At 37.3% G+C, this 15,778-nt stretch carries 8 protein-coding genes; 4 read left to right on the top strand and 4 right to left on the bottom strand.

The annotated features are described in order from the left end of the window. Positions 1-630 carry a hypothetical protein gene (locus OLM53_RS04620; protein ID WP_264521876.1) on the bottom strand — a complete coding sequence of 210 codons (630 nt, stop codon included), beginning with the start codon at positions 628-630 and terminating at the stop codon, positions 1-3. Between the two features lie 164 nt (positions 631-794). Further along, positions 795-2,069 (bottom strand): M24 family metallopeptidase, encoded by a 1,275-nt coding sequence (locus OLM53_RS04615; protein WP_264521875.1) that lies wholly within the window; start codon positions 2,067-2,069, stop codon positions 795-797. A gap of 325 nt (positions 2,070-2,394) precedes the next feature. Here OLM53_RS04615 and OLM53_RS04610 point away from each other — a divergent pair, with 325 nt between their 5' ends. After that, complete coding sequence (locus OLM53_RS04610; protein WP_264521874.1) at positions 2,395-2,679, top strand: helix-turn-helix domain-containing protein; 285 nt, start codon at positions 2,395-2,397, stop codon at positions 2,677-2,679. 472 nt (positions 2,680-3,151) lie between these two features. On the opposite strand, the gene OLM53_RS04605 is transcribed toward OLM53_RS04610, so the two are convergent. Next, on the bottom strand, positions 3,152-4,291 hold the full coding sequence (locus tag OLM53_RS04605) for a transglutaminase-like domain-containing protein (protein ID WP_264521873.1): 1,140 nt from the start codon (positions 4,289-4,291) through the stop codon (positions 3,152-3,154). Between the two features lie 522 nt (positions 4,292-4,813). On the opposite strand from OLM53_RS04605, the gene OLM53_RS04600 reads away from it, so the two are divergent. Further along, on the top strand, positions 4,814-5,455 hold the full coding sequence (locus OLM53_RS04600; protein WP_264521872.1) for a DUF6266 family protein: 642 nt from the start codon (positions 4,814-4,816) through the stop codon (positions 5,453-5,455). Positions 5,456-5,583: 128 nt separating this feature from the next. Here OLM53_RS04600 and OLM53_RS04595 read toward each other — a convergent pair whose 3' ends face one another. After that, complete coding sequence (locus tag OLM53_RS04595) at positions 5,584-6,348, bottom strand: DUF4382 domain-containing protein (RefSeq protein WP_264521871.1); 765 nt, start codon at positions 6,346-6,348, stop codon at positions 5,584-5,586. A 650-nt stretch (positions 6,349-6,998) separates the two neighbouring features. On the opposite strand from OLM53_RS04595, the gene OLM53_RS04590 reads away from it, so the two are divergent. After that, entirely contained in the window at positions 6,999-8,360 is a 1,362-nt protein-coding gene (locus tag OLM53_RS04590) for a tail fiber domain-containing protein (RefSeq protein ID WP_264521870.1), read from the top strand. Positions 8,361-8,844: 484 nt separating this feature from the next. Continuing rightward, positions 8,845-15,444: a T9SS type A sorting domain-containing protein gene (locus tag OLM53_RS04585; RefSeq protein WP_264521869.1), complete on the top strand. Its 6,600-nt coding sequence runs from the start codon at positions 8,845-8,847 to the stop codon at positions 15,442-15,444. Positions 15,445-15,778: the final 334 nt, after the last annotated feature.

Below are 15,778 nucleotides of genomic sequence, written 5' to 3'. Positions count from 1 at the left end.
TTAATCTTGTATAGGTGTTACTAAAGAAACAGATTGAACGGTATCATTGGCATCAATAAAATCGAACATGAGCCAGGAGTTTTCTGTTACCTGTCCGGTTAGTGAATATTGAATGATATGGGTGCCATCATAATACACTCTATTACTATTTTTTAAATGAGCCGTTATGGTAGTGCCAATACCCGCTGATGTAACTGTTTTATTATTTAGTACTACAGGTTGTTGATCATAAGTAGTTATAGTAACTGGGATGCTTACGGTAGTGTTAGCCGTATCTTTATTTTTCCGAATGGGTTCAGAAAACGAAATGTGTTTAGTGTCAAAAGTCATTTTAATGCGACTTACATTGAGCTTAATTTCATTAGGTAAGTGAACCTCTTCACAATCTTTTTTCTTAGAGGAGTTGTCTATGATTTTAATGGTATATTTTCCAGGCTTTTGAAATTTGTAACTATTAATTTCATTGCCTTTTAATTGGATTTTTTCTGTTCCTCCCGTAATGATAAATTGGGTTTTAGTACTAACATTACTCAAATGAATGCTTTCGTTAAAAGAAATGGTCATGTCATTTTGTGCCAAAATAAAATGGGAAATGAACAATATAAAAAAGGAAGATAGGAATGCTTTCATATTTTAGAGAAATAGTTAGTTTTTTTGTTTACGCATAGTTAACAAAAAATATTATAATAGTAAGAATTTTTAGCATCTATTTATTCATTTTGTTTTAACAATAATTTCATTTAGAATTATATAGACATCTTTTTAGCTTTGATAAAGTTTTAGAACTTTAAATATTAGGCAAAGGGTTCATCAATAGAGTGGCTAGGAGGAGAAAACCATTTAGGGCCTTCTTCAGTCATATACACACAATCTTCTAAGCGAATGCCAAATTCTCCAAAGATAGAAATATTGGGTTCTATACTAAAGCACATACCGGTTTGTAGCAGGGCTTTATTGCCTTTTACCATATTCCCCCATTCATGTCCATCCATGCCAATGCCATGTCCAGTGCGATGAGGTAGCCCCGGTAATTGATATCCCGGACCAAAACCAGCATCCGTGATTACTTTACGTGCTGCCGCATCTACGGCTTCACAAGGTGCTCCTATTCTAGCAGCAGCAAAACCAGCCGCTTGTGCTTCTTTTTCAAGATTCCATATAGCGATTTGCCTTTTAGTAGGTGGGGCTCCAAAAACGATAGTACGGGTAATGTCTGAATTATAGCCTTCTACCGTGCAACCACAATCCATTAATACAATATCTCCTTTTTTCAGACTCTGTGGTACTTTAGTGCCATGCGGATAGGCAGAAGCCTTCCCAAACAAGCATAAGGCAAAATCAGCGTTTCCTCCTAATTGGGTCTGGGCTTCCATGATGATTCCAGAGAGTTCGTCTTGCGACATGCCTTCCTTTAGTTGACTAGCACCGTATTTTATAGCGGCAAGGGTAATGTCATTAGCCTTTTGCATGAGTTGAAGCTCCGCAGCAGATTTAATAATACGACAAGGAATAGTAACGGGGTCACCACTGACGTAAGAAAGATAGGGTGCCTCTTTTTGTATGCCGTTGCTGATAAAGAATCGGGTTCTTTCTTCTATGGCAATGGTTCCAAAAGGAGTCCCCATTTCTTTGAGTGCTTTGGCTGTTAGTTGGAACGGACTCTCGTCTTCTTGCCAAACATAAACCTGATTGCCAATTGTTAGCTGTTCCCTAAGTCTAGCTTCTTCAAAGGCGGGACCTACATAACGCACGGCTCCTTTAGCCGGAATAATTGCTAACATAGTTCGCTCACTAGGCCACCAACTGACACCGGTAAAGTAAAAGAGACTAGTACCAGCTTCCACCACTAAAGCGTCTATTTTATTTTCAGTAAGTAAGCGTTGGGCTTTGGTAATTCTGGCTTCCCGTTCTGCTACTGAAATAGGAACGACATCAGCAGTCATTGAGGGTAAGGTGCTGTTTCCTTTGGGGGTTTCTTTTGAACGGTCAGTAGGGTAAGGAGTGAATCCTGTAACTAAACCACTAGCGGCTACCATACCGCTTAAACTTATAAATTCTCTTCTTTTCATAGTATAAAATTAATAGGCACCACGTATAGTATGGCGCTGTCAAATCTTCAATTTAATTCGATAGTGGGAAAATAGTGTTTTTTCTTTTTGATTTATCGCTAAATATACTCTTTTTTAGAGTACAAAAAGTAGGAAGGAATAGTATTTTAGCACATAAGGCTAAAAACCCATAGTGCATGATGGCTTATGTCTATTGGTTTGATTGATATTAACTTAAGATTTGCTTAAGATTTCATTAGTGATGTAAAAGTATCAAAAAAAGGCACGAAATTTGTAAGAGGTCGTATAGCCCTGACGACTTTATTTATAACTAATGCTATTCCTTATGAAAAACAATGACATCAACGCCATTATGCAGCAACTCCAAGAGCTGATAGCTAGGGCAGGCTACAACAAAAGTAACTTACTAGAAGAAGTTTTTTTAAACAGTGACCAAATGGAGCGCTTGCTCAAATGCAGTCCAGCCACCTTATACCGCTGGCGGAACAAAGGCATAATCCCTTGCTGCAAAGTAGGAGGGGTATACCGCTACCCAAAAAGCTTCCTTACTCAGGAATTCCTAAACAGCATTACGAAAAACGAAGACCGCTCTAAACGGTTTGATGATTAAACCCAATGCATTCTTTTGATTGTAGCTTACAGATGGTAGGAGTATACCGCTTGCGCTTTTGTGGTTACGAGACAATTACTGCCACACGAAAGGATTCGTGCGGTAGCGGGGGAAAAACGAAGACCGGTCTAAACGGTTTGATGATTAAACCCAATGCATTCTTTTGATTGTAGCTTACAGATGGTAGGAGTATACCGCTTGTGCTTTTGTGGTTACGAGACAATTACTGCCACACGAAAGGATTCGTGCGGTAGCAGGGGGGGGTGATGATTAAACCCAATGCATTCTTTTGATTGTAGCTTACAGATGGTAGGAGTATACCGCTTGTGCTTTTGTGGTTTGAGGCTATAAGACTATACTAATATCACACGAAAGGATTCGTGCGTTAGCGGTGGGGTTACGAGACAATTACTGCCACACGAAAGGATTCGTGCGGTAGCGGGGGAAAACCTGTATTGGCAGATCATACTTATTATTTATTTGGTTCTGTCCAAAATAAACTTGGATTATTAGTTTTATAGTGAATAAATTTCACACCTGTTTTCGTATTCGTTTGCTCTTTTTTTTGTGGAGTTTGTACAATTCCGTCTAATGGTAAGAGTTCAACATAAGTTATTTCTTTTCCGCTTTTCCAAGTTTCAGAATCATATTCACTTACCAATGGCGTTTCTAATCTATATAGGTTTTTAGCCATATAAGTTTCTAAATAATATTCTTTTGTTTGTGAATTTTTTTTATTCCAATTTGCTTCTGGATTTAATATTAATGTTTTACCTTTTATTAATCTTTCACGGACTTCACCAAGTCCAAGTAATTCTCCTTTTTCATTCATTACATAAGCATCAAATGTTGGGTCAATCCAAATCCATTTTTTTAATTCATTGCTGTAAACCATATTTATTACGTGACAATCATCAAATTCTGTTTCTTTAGGCATACAAGTTATATATCTTGATTTTATTCCCATTGATAAGTAACATTCATTTAGAATAGTTGCCATCATTCTACAATTAACTCCACGTTTTTCAGTTTTACAAACTTTAATTAAATCGATTGCATTTTTTAATGTTGGATTATTACTACTACCATCGTGTCTTATTATATTATGAACCCAATGTAATAAGTTAAGAATTTTTGAAACTTCATTTCCGTTACCTGCAATTGAATCTAATTTTAAATCTTTTCTTATTTTTACAAGATTAGGGTTATCCATTGATTGATATTCAAATTTTGGAATAAATCGATTGTCGGATGAGTTATATTTTTCTGCTTTCTTTAATTTTTCTAAATACGGCATTTTATATTTTATTTGCGTATTTGCTTTTATTGAGTCATTTAATAAAACGATAAAATTAAATTCCGTGTCTTTTTTAATTTTAATTGTAATTGAATCTTTATCAGTAATAAAAGTAACTTTTTGTCCCAAAGAACTTGTTTCATAAACATCAGGATTTATTTCAGGTGAAATTGTCCAATTTTGTTTTCTGAAATTTTTTCCATCTCGCACGTCTATTTTTTTAGAAGTTGCTTTAATAATTGGAATGTTTTTTTGAGCAAAAAGAAATTGAACAAAAAGTGATAAAACTGTAATTAAAGTGATTTTAATTTTCATATGTTTAGTTAATTTTCTTTATAACGTATTTTTTCGTCAGATAGTATGTCTACCAACTAATAAATCTACTAAAGTTCTTACCCCTTTTTAAAAAGATAAAACAAGACTTCTAGTTATTAGTACCAAACTTACAAAACTTTTCCCACCCATACCTCACCACTAATGGTGATTTTCAAGTAAGGTATTACTTTGATTATAGTAGTTTTTTAGGGTTAAAATCTGCTCTCCTTTCTTATTCCATTCTGCTTTCCTCCACAACTTCTTCGCAAAATACCCCCATTTTGCGAACGAAACCCGACCAAGACCCGAACCACATCCGAAGAACGGGGTTCAAGAAGGGGTTTTTCATTAGTCAACACTAGTCAATACTAGTCAACAGTAGTCAATACTAGTCAAAACTAGTCAACTCTAATCATTACTAATCACGCTATTGTGCAGGGAAAAGGGTTGGTATAGCTTTGTTGTACTCAGTGACCAATAGGGCTGAGATTCTTAGTATAAATCCCTTAAAATCTATTAGTTATGGGAACTTACAACAAGGGCATATTAGGCCCATTTTCAGGAAAAGTTGGTACTGTGATAGGCGCCAACTGGAGAGGTAAAGACGTAATGCGTTCGTTACCTAAAAAAAACAAACGAACTCCAAGTGAGACACAAAAGTTGCAACGTCAGTTGTTTACTAACGTTTCCGAGTTCTTAACCCCGATAAGCCCAGTGCTATCGCTGTATTTTGGAAGACGAGGCGGAGAGCAAAGCCGTCGCAATCAGGCCACATCCTATCACATGAGGAATGCGGTGCAGTATGTAGCCCCCGATTTTACCATTTTGTACAATAAGGTGCAAATCAGCAGAGGGGATTTAGAAGGTATTCAAAATCCGGCTGTAATAGCTTTAGGTGGTAACAAGGTTAGCTACACTTGGGATAACAATGCCGACCAAGGCTCGGCTAAAGCTAGTGACCAATTGATAGTGGTGCTGTATGCTCCTGCGGAAAATTTGTATTACTATTTATTGAATGCTGCTACCCGAGATGCTACTACAGTTATCTTGGCTTTGCCTAACTACTTCGTAGGACTTGAGGTGCAAAGCTGGATTACGTTCGCTTCGGCGGATAATACTAGCTATGCTACTAGTGTGTATATGGGGGCGGTGACGGTGAGTTGAGGTTAGAAGCAAGAAGAAAGAGGCAAGAGGTAAGAACTTTTTGCTAAAAGGAGGGAATGAAAAAATCGCCTATAAAGTATTTTACAGGCGATTTTGATTTTGTTTTACCCGCAAGGGGTGGTGGTTTGTTACAAGGCTATTGTACCAAGATTGGTAGCTACACCTGCTGTTACGGATACATTGACTTGCGTTACTGGAAGTAAAGGTAAAACAGGAGTTATAGTAAACGAATACACGCCAGCAGGAAGTCCTAAAACTTGAAACTGACCCAAAGCATTTACATTACTAGAATACACTACGTTGGTAGCAGAAGTTGCTGTTACTGTGGCAAGCGTTCCAATAGGAGTAATCGATCCTTTGATACTTCCTGATGCCGTTACCACTACATTTCGCAATACCGGTTTTAATTTGTAAGTACCAGCTCCTGTTTGCACAATAGAGGTATTTGCATCAAAATCGATTAAGATTTCATTTTCTACGTTTTGCACTAGGGTTTGATTTAGATTTATTTTCAACCCCGTTTGGTCAGCACTTGGCGTATCCAAAGGATATGAAACCCCATTCACTACTACCGAATTATTAGTACCCAATAATAATCTAATTTGTGTAGCATTTACATCGCTTAAGCCACTAGTAGCAATGATGGCATTCACCCCATTAGAAAGGGTCAACAAATTGTAGATACCAGCTGTAGTGTTTAAAGTAACTGTTTGTCCATCACTGCCAATTACTTCTACCGCTTGTAGATCGATGTTTACTTGGTCATAAGGACCAGGAGCATCCGTCATACGCACTTTGTACGCATATTTCCCCGTTGAATTAGAGTCGCTAGTACAAGAATTAAATGAAATTCCCAATACCATAAATGACGCCATTAAAATTACTTTTTTCATAGTTTAAATATTATGTTGTGAATTAGGTTTCACAACAGGACAAAGTTCATAGTAATCTTCTTTTGGATTGTTTTACAATAAAAAGTAAGTTTTATATAATTATAAGGTTTTGGGATTGTATCCCGTTTTTGAAGGTCTTTTTACAAGATAAAGTAGCTTCTTGTAGGTTTTTCTATTCTTCGAAATCTTATATATTCACAAAGAAGGCATCTATTAATTCCATTTTATTTAATAAATATCCTATATAATTCGAATAGTATAATTATCATTTTATTGTATTTTAAATAAAATTATTGTTTTTTACCCATAAATTCTACTAAATATTTTAAAATAGTACGGTTATTTAGGGATTAAATAGTCAAAAAACCTATACAACAACAATACAAAATATAGGTTTTGACAGTATTTAGCTTCATTTGATAGGAAGGTTTTAAAAAAACAATATTTCTAAAATCCAGCTATAGCTAGCCATTTAAGCGATTGATGTATAAAATGGTATTGTATAGTTCTTATATACTATAGTAAAAACGATTGTAACTATAACTTCATTAAGTTTAAATTCCAAAATCTTCAGAACTAGAAAACACTTTCTCGTTCACCTACAGCATCTCGAATCAACCTTAAGTTTTAAAACTTAAATAAAGTTAAACATGAAATTATTTTTATTTTCAGCCATGCTGCTTTTTTCAAGCTTTGTATTTCCACAAGTGGGTATTGGAACCACAAACCCACAAGGAGCTTTAGATGTTACTTCTACAACTGATGGTTTTTTAATTCCAAGGGTGCCATTAACAGTGGGGACAGCTAATGCGTTACCACTTACGGCACCTATCACTTCCGAAATTATATACAATACTGCTACGGTTGGTGGTGCTACACCTGGCTTTTATTATTGGAATGGGTCTAGCTGGGTAAGATTTGCTACTGGAGTTACAACGGGTTGGCTAACTGCAGGAAATACTGTTGGAGCAGCAACTTCTTTTATAGGAACGCTAGACAATTTTGACGTTGCATTTAAAAGAAGCAATACAGCAGCTGGTTTTATTGGAGCTACCAACACTGCTTTTGGTGTTAGTTCTTTAGCGGCTAATTCAGGAACAAACAATACCGCATTTGGTACCAATGCTTTAGCAGCTAACAATTCGCCTGGTGATAATACCGCCATTGGTTATAATGCCTTGGCAGCAAACACACTAAATTCGGGTGCAGGAAATAAAAATACTGCTGTTGGAAGTTCATCATTAGCTGCGCTTAATGGAGGAGCTCGTAACACCGCAGTGGGTGCGCTTGCTTTATCAGGTGTAAATGGCAATGCTTCTTTGGATAATGTTGCGGTTGGTCATAATGCGTTGCCAGGAGGTGGCACTATCGATCAGTCTGTAGCTATAGGATCTAATGCTTTATCTGGTAGCGGCACCGGATCAACAAGGAGTACGGCTATTGGTTATAATGCAGGAAATGCTATTTCAACAAGTATTGATAATGTAATTATAGGTTGGAGTGCTCAAGGTTCTGGTGCCACAGCTAGGAATCAAATCGTAGTTGGGGCAGGTGCTAGTGCTAATGCTGATAATACGATTACCTTAGGAAATGGTTCCATTACAACTTTAAGATGTCAAGCTACTACGATTACAGCATTATCTGACCGAAGAGATAAAGCAGATATCGTGACATTAGCAGAGGGAATTGAATTTATAAAGAAATTAAAACCCGTAACATTCACTTGGAATACTAGAGATAAGTCAAAAGTTGGAGCTAAGGCAGCAGGTTTTATAGCTCAAGATTTATTGGATTTACAACAAAAATCTGCCATAGGAGAGAATTTAGATTTAGTAACTTATAATAATCCTGAAAGATTAGAAGCTCGGTATGGAAATTTGCTTCCAGTTATTGTTAAGGGAATCCAAGAACAACAAGAAGAAATTGAAGCGCTGAGAAAAGCCAATGCTGAACTGATGAAAATGAATGAAGTTATTATGAAAAGACTAGAAGCTTTAGAAAACAAAAAATAAGGTATTCTATTTTTTTATCTAATTCGAAATGAGTTTGTAAAAAACATAAAAAAAAGATGGTTTTTTTAAAGTATCCGTTTTTTTATTGATAAAAAAATAACAGATTAATACAAATGGATAGGAGTTCTATTAATGGTAAAGCGTTGTTTCAATACAACATTAATACAACATTATAAATAAAAAGTGCGAATATACAGAAACACAGTTAGGTATTTTTTTTTAACAATAAAAGCTACATCGATTGCGTGTAGGCTATATAAGGCTAGAATTTTTAATACCACCAACTTGTATGGTTTTTGTATACTCAAACGTTGTAGTTACAGAATGCAAATAAATATAAATTTACCAACCACTAAAAAAAATTAGATTTTATGAAACAAAATACTTTGGACACAGTCACTTGATTTTATTCAAGTTAGCAGCAAACCTCAACCAAAAAAAGCACCTACATTTTAAAATAATACAGAACTATAAATTTATGAACATGAAAAAACTATTATTACTCTTCTTCCTGATGACTTTTTCATTAGGATATTCACAACCCGGAGCAGGGGCGTCAGCTCCTCCTGCAAGAAATAGCTGGGATGTGCTTTCCGTCTTTAGCGATTCCTATACTCCACAACCTGGAACTAGGACTTATAATCCAGGTTGGGGACAAGCTGGGTCTGCAAGTGTTGTTTCCATAGGTGGTAACAATGTTTGGAGTGCCACAAATCTTAATTACCAAGGTTTAGATTTTGGAGGTAACATCAATGCTACAGCCATGACTACGTTCCACGTAGATGTTTGGACTGCCAATGAAACTTCTTTACAATTTTATCAAATCAACAACGGAGGTGGTGAGCGTTCTTACACCCTTACACCCTTAGTTCAGAACTCATGGAATAGTTATGATATTCCATTAACGGCTTGGACAAGTCAATCTGGTTTTGCCGTAAATGCTTTATTCCAATTTAAAGTAGTAGGTTCAGGTGGAAAAACAGTTTATTTTGATAACATGTATTTCTACAGAGCAGCTACTGCTCAGCCTCCAACATATGGTGCCTTTACAGTTCCAGCTAAATTAACTACTAGTGCACCTTTTACTTTAACACCTCCAACTTCAAATAATACTAGCCCATTTACTTATGTTAGTAGTAATACAGCTGTAGCTACTGTTAGTGGTAGTACAGTAACTATTGTTGGAGCCGGTACTTCTACTATTACAGCTAGTCAGGTAGCTGATGGTACTTATGGTCCAGGTTCAACAACTGCTTCTTTAGTAGTAACGGTCCCACTTCCGGCTACTCCGGCTCCGAATCCTCCAGCAAGAAATGCTTGGGATGTCATCTCTTACTATAGTGATACTAATGTAGGTTCGGTCTACGCCGTTGCCTCTGCGCCAACTTGGGGTGGACAAACAGCCGATACCCCTATATCGGGTAATGCTACTAAGTTTTTAGGTAGCTATCTTTTTGGTCAAATTGCTTTTGCCAATAAGAATGTTACTTCCATGTCAACAATACACCTAGACTTATATTCTGTAGACCAAACCACTACATGGTTATGGTTAAATAATGAAAAATATATTATTACCCCAGTTACCACTGGTGTATGGACTTCCTTAGATATTCCATTATCAACTTTTGTGGTAGCCGATAAAACAGCTATTAATATTATTAAGATAGAAAGTCCAACAGGGGCAGCAACTCCTTTAAGAAATGTTTATGTAGATAATATCTATTTTTACAGAGCAGCTACTTTACAACCACCAACGTTAGGAAGCTTAACGGTTCCTTCAAAAGTGGTAGGGGATGCTCCGTTTACTTTAACGAACCCAACTTCTAATAGTTCGGGTGCATGGACTTACACTAGTAGTAACACTTCAGTAGCTACCATTTCAGGTAACACGGTAACTGTACTAGCAGGTGGTGTTACTACTATTACTGCTACTCAAGCTTCAGATGGCACTTATGGGGTAGGTACTGTAACGGCTCAACTATCTGTATTGCCTCCAGCAGCGCCAACACCGCCAGTTAGAGTGGCAACCAATGTTATTTCTTATTATAGTGATGCTTACACGCTTGCAGCTACTCCAACTTGGTCAAGTAGCAGTACTAATGCTGATGTATCTTTAGGAGGTAATAATGCAAGGTTTGTGAGTAATTTTACATTTGGACAAATAGCCTTCGCTAATAAAGATGTTTCTGCTATGAGTACTATCCACGTTGATGTGTATTCTTTAGACTCATCGCTTTTATGGTTATGGGTAGGAACTAATAGAAAAGATATCGCTGTAACTCCAAATACTTGGACGAGTATTGATATTCCTTTGTCACAATATTCTGCTATTGGAGTTAACTTAACAGCCGTTAATATTGTTAAGATTGAGAATCCACTTGGAGCAGGTACTTTGAGAAATATGTATGTAGATAATATCTATTTCTATTTTGCCTTGACTGCACCAACGTTTTCTAACTTCTCATCCGTAGCGAAAGTTATGGGAGCAGCACCATTCACTTTGGCGGCTACTTCTACTAGTCCAGCAGCTATTACGTATACTAGTAGTAATACAGCTGTAGCTACAGTAAGTGGTTCTACTGTTACAGTAGTAGGTGTGGGAACTTCTACACTTACTGCTTCGCAAGTAGCTACTGGGTCGTATGCAGCAGGTTCTGCAACAGCTACCTTAACGGTTACGGGTTCTACAACGCCATTGGCAGGTCCTACAGCACCTCCAGCAAGAAATTCTTGGGATGTGATTTCAGTCTTTAGTGATGCTGCTTATACTGCGGCTCCAGGAACTAGAGGATACAATCCTAGTTGGGGACAAGCTGGTTCTGCTAGTGTGGTTTCATTAGCAGGTGACAATGCTTGGCGTGCTACTAACCTTAACTATCAAGGATTAGATTTTGGCGCTAACGTAAATGTTTCAGCCATGACTACGTTCCACGTAGATGTTTGGACTTTTGATGAGACTTCTTTACAGTTTTTCCAAATCAACAATGGTGGTGGAGAAAGATCTTATACCCTTACTCCATTAGTTCAAGGGCAGTGGAATAGCTATGACATTCCAATCACAGCTTGGACAAGCCAATCTGGTTTTGCAGTTAACGCTTTATTCCAATTTAAAGTTGTAGGTTCAGGTGGAAAAACAGTGTATTTTGATAACATGTATTTCTACAGACCAGCTACAACGCAACCTCCAACTTATGGAGCCTTCACTATTCCGTCAAAAGTTGTTGGAGATGCTGATTTTAATTTAACGCCTCCAACATCTAATAATACTAATCCTATTACTTACTCTAGTGGTAATACAGCAGTAGCCACGGTTACTGGTACTTTAGTTCATATTGTAGGACCTGGAACTGCTGTTATTACAGCAAGTCAAATTAGTGATGGCACTTATGGTGCAGGAAGTACGACGGCTACGTTAACAGTAACCCCTCCTGCAGCACCCACTCCAATTACCAGAAATACCTGGGATGTAGTATCTCTATATAGTGACGCTTATACCACTTCTTCTTCGCCAAACTTGGCAGGATTTGGTACTGGTGTTACGCTATCAGGTAACAATGGTAGATTCCTTACCGGTTCACCAACATATCGACTTGCTTTTACGTCTACTGATGTTTCAGCGATGACTTATTTACATATAGATGTTTATGCTCTAAATCAAAGTTCATGGCAGTTTAGATTGAATGACAAAGCAGTTACAGTAGGTACTCCTGTGAATGGATGGACAAGTGTTGACATTCTTTTGTCAGATTATATTCCGTCTGGGTTAAATTTGGCAACCGTTTCTTATTTTGATTTTTTCAATCCTAATGGAGCTAATCCAAACTCATCTTATTTAGATAACATCTATTTCTATAGAGCTGCAACGCTTCCTCCAGCGACAGTAGGTACTTTTACAGTTCCTGCTAAAGTATTGGGCGATGCGCCATTTACCTTAACTCCTCCAACTTCTAATAATACTAGTCCGTTTACTTATAGTAGTAGTGATACTAATATAGCTACTATTAGTGGAAGTACCCTTACAGTAGTAGGTGGTGGAACGGCTACCATTACAGCCTCACAAGTTGCAGATGGAACTTATGGGCCAACTAGTAAAACAGCTAGCTTAGTAGTAACTTATCCTGCTCCTGGAGCTTCTCCAGTGCCACCAGTTAGAGATACGGCTAGAGTAGTATCTATGTTTACTGGTACACCTTCAGTATATGCCAATGCTATTACAGCAGTTCGTTCTAGCTGGACAGGTGCAACTACTATGACCACGATTCCAAATGGAACTAATACTTGTTTACAATTAGATAATCTTGGGTTTTTAGGTTTAGTAGCTAGTTCAGGCACTTTCAGTGCAGTAGGAATGACTAACTTGCATGTAGATGTGTATTTAAATTCACCTATTTCAAATATGTTTGTTGTTCTTGTATCAACAGCTGCTGATAAATTATACAACACCGGAGCTCTTGTAGCAGGGTGGAATTCTTTGAATATTAATTTAGCAACTGCATATCCTGGATCACCTTTAGGAACTATTTATGGTTTGAAATTTGAGCAAAACGTTGGAGCAGCTCGTCAGATTTATCTAGACAATGTATATTTCAGCAATGATTATTATACTTTCTATGCTGACACCGATGGTGACGGATTTGGAGATTTAGCTTCAACTGTTTCAGCTACTACCGCTCCTAGTGGATATGTAAGCAACAGTACTGATTGTAATGATTCAGACCCAGATGTATGGAGAAGTGGAGATTTCTACATTGATGTTGATGGAGATGGTTATAACTTAGATATTCCATTAGTAAATTTATGTTATGGAGCTTCTTTATCACCATTATACAGTGCTACTTCACTCGGAGTAGATTGTGATGACAATGATCCAGCTATCCATGCACCATTGACACCATCAGTTCAATTGGATAGTAGTGATGCTGATAACTCATTCTGTACAGGAACTAGTGTTACCTTCACTGCAACGGCTTCTAATGTTAGTGGTCCAGCTACAACTGGAGATGCTGTAGTAACTTATACATTCAAAGTAAATGGTTCTTCCGTTCAATCTAGTATTGATAATACCTATACTACTACTACCTTGACTACTGGTCAAATAGTAACAGTAGATATTGATATTACAGGGGGTACTTGTAGAACTAGTGATACAGCTTCTAGTACAGGTATTACCAATACTGTAAATCCGTTACCAACAGTAACTGCTGGAAATGTGAGTGGTTGTGCAGGATCAGCTATTACTTTAGTTGGTTTACCAGCAGGAGGAACGTTTAGTATTGCTAATCCATACACAGGACCAAGTACTACTTATACTTACTCTTATACCAATGCCAGTGGATGTTCGGCTACGAGTGCTTCTGCAACAGTTACTATTACAGCACAACCTTCATGGTATTTAGATGCTGATAATGATGGTTACTATACAGGAACAGCAGTGGCCTCTTGTACTTCACCAGGAACAGGATATACTACAGCTAGCTTATTTGGTGGTGGTGATTGTAACGATAGCGTTGCAGCCATTAATCCAGGTGCAGCTGAGGTTTGTTATAACAACATTGATGACAATTGTAATGGTACTTTGTCAGAAGGTTGCGCACCAGTTGTTGTCAATATGACATCCTCTTATAATAATAGTACTTTAGTATCATTAGCTACAGCTATTCCAGCGGTAGGGTATTCTTACCCAGGCACTTCGAATATTAAATATCGTTTTTCTGTTAAAAATGAAACGACAGGTGTTACGGCTCCTGATGTTATTCAAGGATCACGCTATGTAACTATTCCAGCCGCACTTCATTTATATGGTGCTACTTATACTATCAAAGTATCAGCAGTGATTAATGATGAAGTTGTTCCTTTTGCTGGTAATACTATAACAGTAACTGGACCAACCGTTCAATTGATTACTTTGAGTTCTGCTAGTTGTGGTGCTACTTTAGCTACTTTAGCTTCTACGATTTCGGCTAATGGAGGATTGAATGCTACAGGGTATACTTTCCGTATTCGATTAACAACGGATAATGGACCAACACCAACGTATGGTTTCTCTTCATCAGCTACTCGTTTTGTGGGTGCTAACTCATTCGCAGGTTTCCCATTGCAGTATAATACAAGCTACCAAGTAGCAGTAAAATACAGTTATATAGATCCTCTGACTAGTTTACCAGTAGAATCAGCTTACGGAGCAGAGTGTTCTGTTTCAACGCCATCGATTCCATTGATTGGTTTAGCAGCACCAACTTGTGGTTCACAAGTAGCTACAATGAATGCGGGTATCACAGCTAGTCCAGCAGCTTATGCTACAGGATACCGTTTCCGTATTCGATTGACAAGTGACAATGGCCCAACGCCAACGTATTACTATACATTGCCAAATGCTAGTAGATTCTCATCATTAGTAGCATTCCAAGGGGTTACGTTTGCTTACAACACCCAATATTCTATTGCGGTTGAGTATAGTATCTTGAGTAACAGTGTAACGCAATGGTCAGGTTTTGGTTCAGAATGTATTGTTAAAACACCATTCTTCCCAGTGACTTCGTTAGTACCATCACAATGTGGATTGTCAACTGCGACTTCGTTAACACAACAGTTGAATATTACACCTTACCCAGGTTTCCCTAACTATAAAGTTAAGTTAGATGAAATTAGTGGAGAGTCTATTACCAATTCACAAGAAATCGTGATTACTTATTCTAACTTTAGATTAAATCAATTCTCAATTGCACAGTTAGGTAAGAACTATAATGTATCGGTAGCTATTAAATTAAATGGTGTGTTTGGAGATTATTCAACCGCATGTGATTTGTTCACAGCTGCTCCAACAAGAACAGTTAAATTACCATTTAAAGCTTCGGCCTATCCAAACCCATTTGCCAATAACTTTATGTTAGCTGTTACTACTTCAAGTAAATCAGTTGTAGGCGTAAAAGTGTATGATATGGTTGGAAGATTGATAGAGCAACGTCAGGTAAATACATCTGATATTGAAAACACTACTATTGGAGACAGTTATCCATCGGGTATTTACAACGTAGTTGTATCGCAAGAGGACAGTATTGAAACCGTTAGAGTGATTAAGAGATAAATAACTCTCTAGTATAAATAAGAAAGACCTTCGAGCAATCGAGGGTCTTTTTATTTTTAATACGGTGGACAAAATGTCCAAGCCACGTCAAGAAAATGTTTAGGCTGCGTGGTGAAAAAATCAAGTCGCTATTTAAAATTTGTCAACTGCATTTTCAAAAGTTGTCAGGATCTTGTCCCGAGAGAAGTTGACTATAAATCCGATAATACTCTCAAAATAAATAAGTCCATAAATTTATCCTCCAATGCACAATGCTTTACTTTCAAATAAGGCACCTTAGTTTCTAATAATTCTTTTACGCCGACTCTCCAATTATCGAATTGAAGTTAAAAAA

The sequence above is a fragment of the Flavobacterium sp. N1994 genome (assembly GCF_025947145.1).
Lineage (GTDB): Bacteria > Bacteroidota > Bacteroidia > Flavobacteriales > Flavobacteriaceae > Flavobacterium.
This window is presented reverse-complemented; position numbering and strand designations above follow the sequence as displayed.

Bases quoted from the DNA above. Each gene is read 5' to 3' on its own strand.
- OLM53_RS04615 (WP_264521875.1), bottom strand. From the start codon at position 2,069: ATGAAAAGAAGAGAATTTATAAGTTTAAGCGGTATGGTAGCCGCTAGT.
- OLM53_RS04610 (WP_264521874.1), top strand. From the start codon at position 2,395: ATGAAAAACAATGACATCAACGCCATTATGCAGCAACTCCAAGAGCTG.
- OLM53_RS04595 (WP_264521871.1), bottom strand. From the start codon at position 6,348: ATGAAAAAAGTAATTTTAATGGCGTCATTTATGGTATTGGGAATTTCA.
- OLM53_RS04590 (WP_264521870.1), top strand. From the start codon at position 6,999: ATGAAATTATTTTTATTTTCAGCCATGCTGCTTTTTTCAAGCTTTGTA.
- OLM53_RS04600 (WP_264521872.1), top strand. From the start codon at position 4,814: ATGGGAACTTACAACAAGGGCATATTAGGCCCATTTTCAGGAAAAGTT.
- OLM53_RS04585 (WP_264521869.1), top strand. From the start codon at position 8,845: ATGAAAAAACTATTATTACTCTTCTTCCTGATGACTTTTTCATTAGGA.
- OLM53_RS04605 (WP_264521873.1), bottom strand. From the start codon at position 4,291: ATGAAAATTAAAATCACTTTAATTACAGTTTTATCACTTTTTGTTCAA.
- OLM53_RS04620 (WP_264521876.1), bottom strand. From the start codon at position 630: ATGAAAGCATTCCTATCTTCCTTTTTTATATTGTTCATTTCCCATTTT.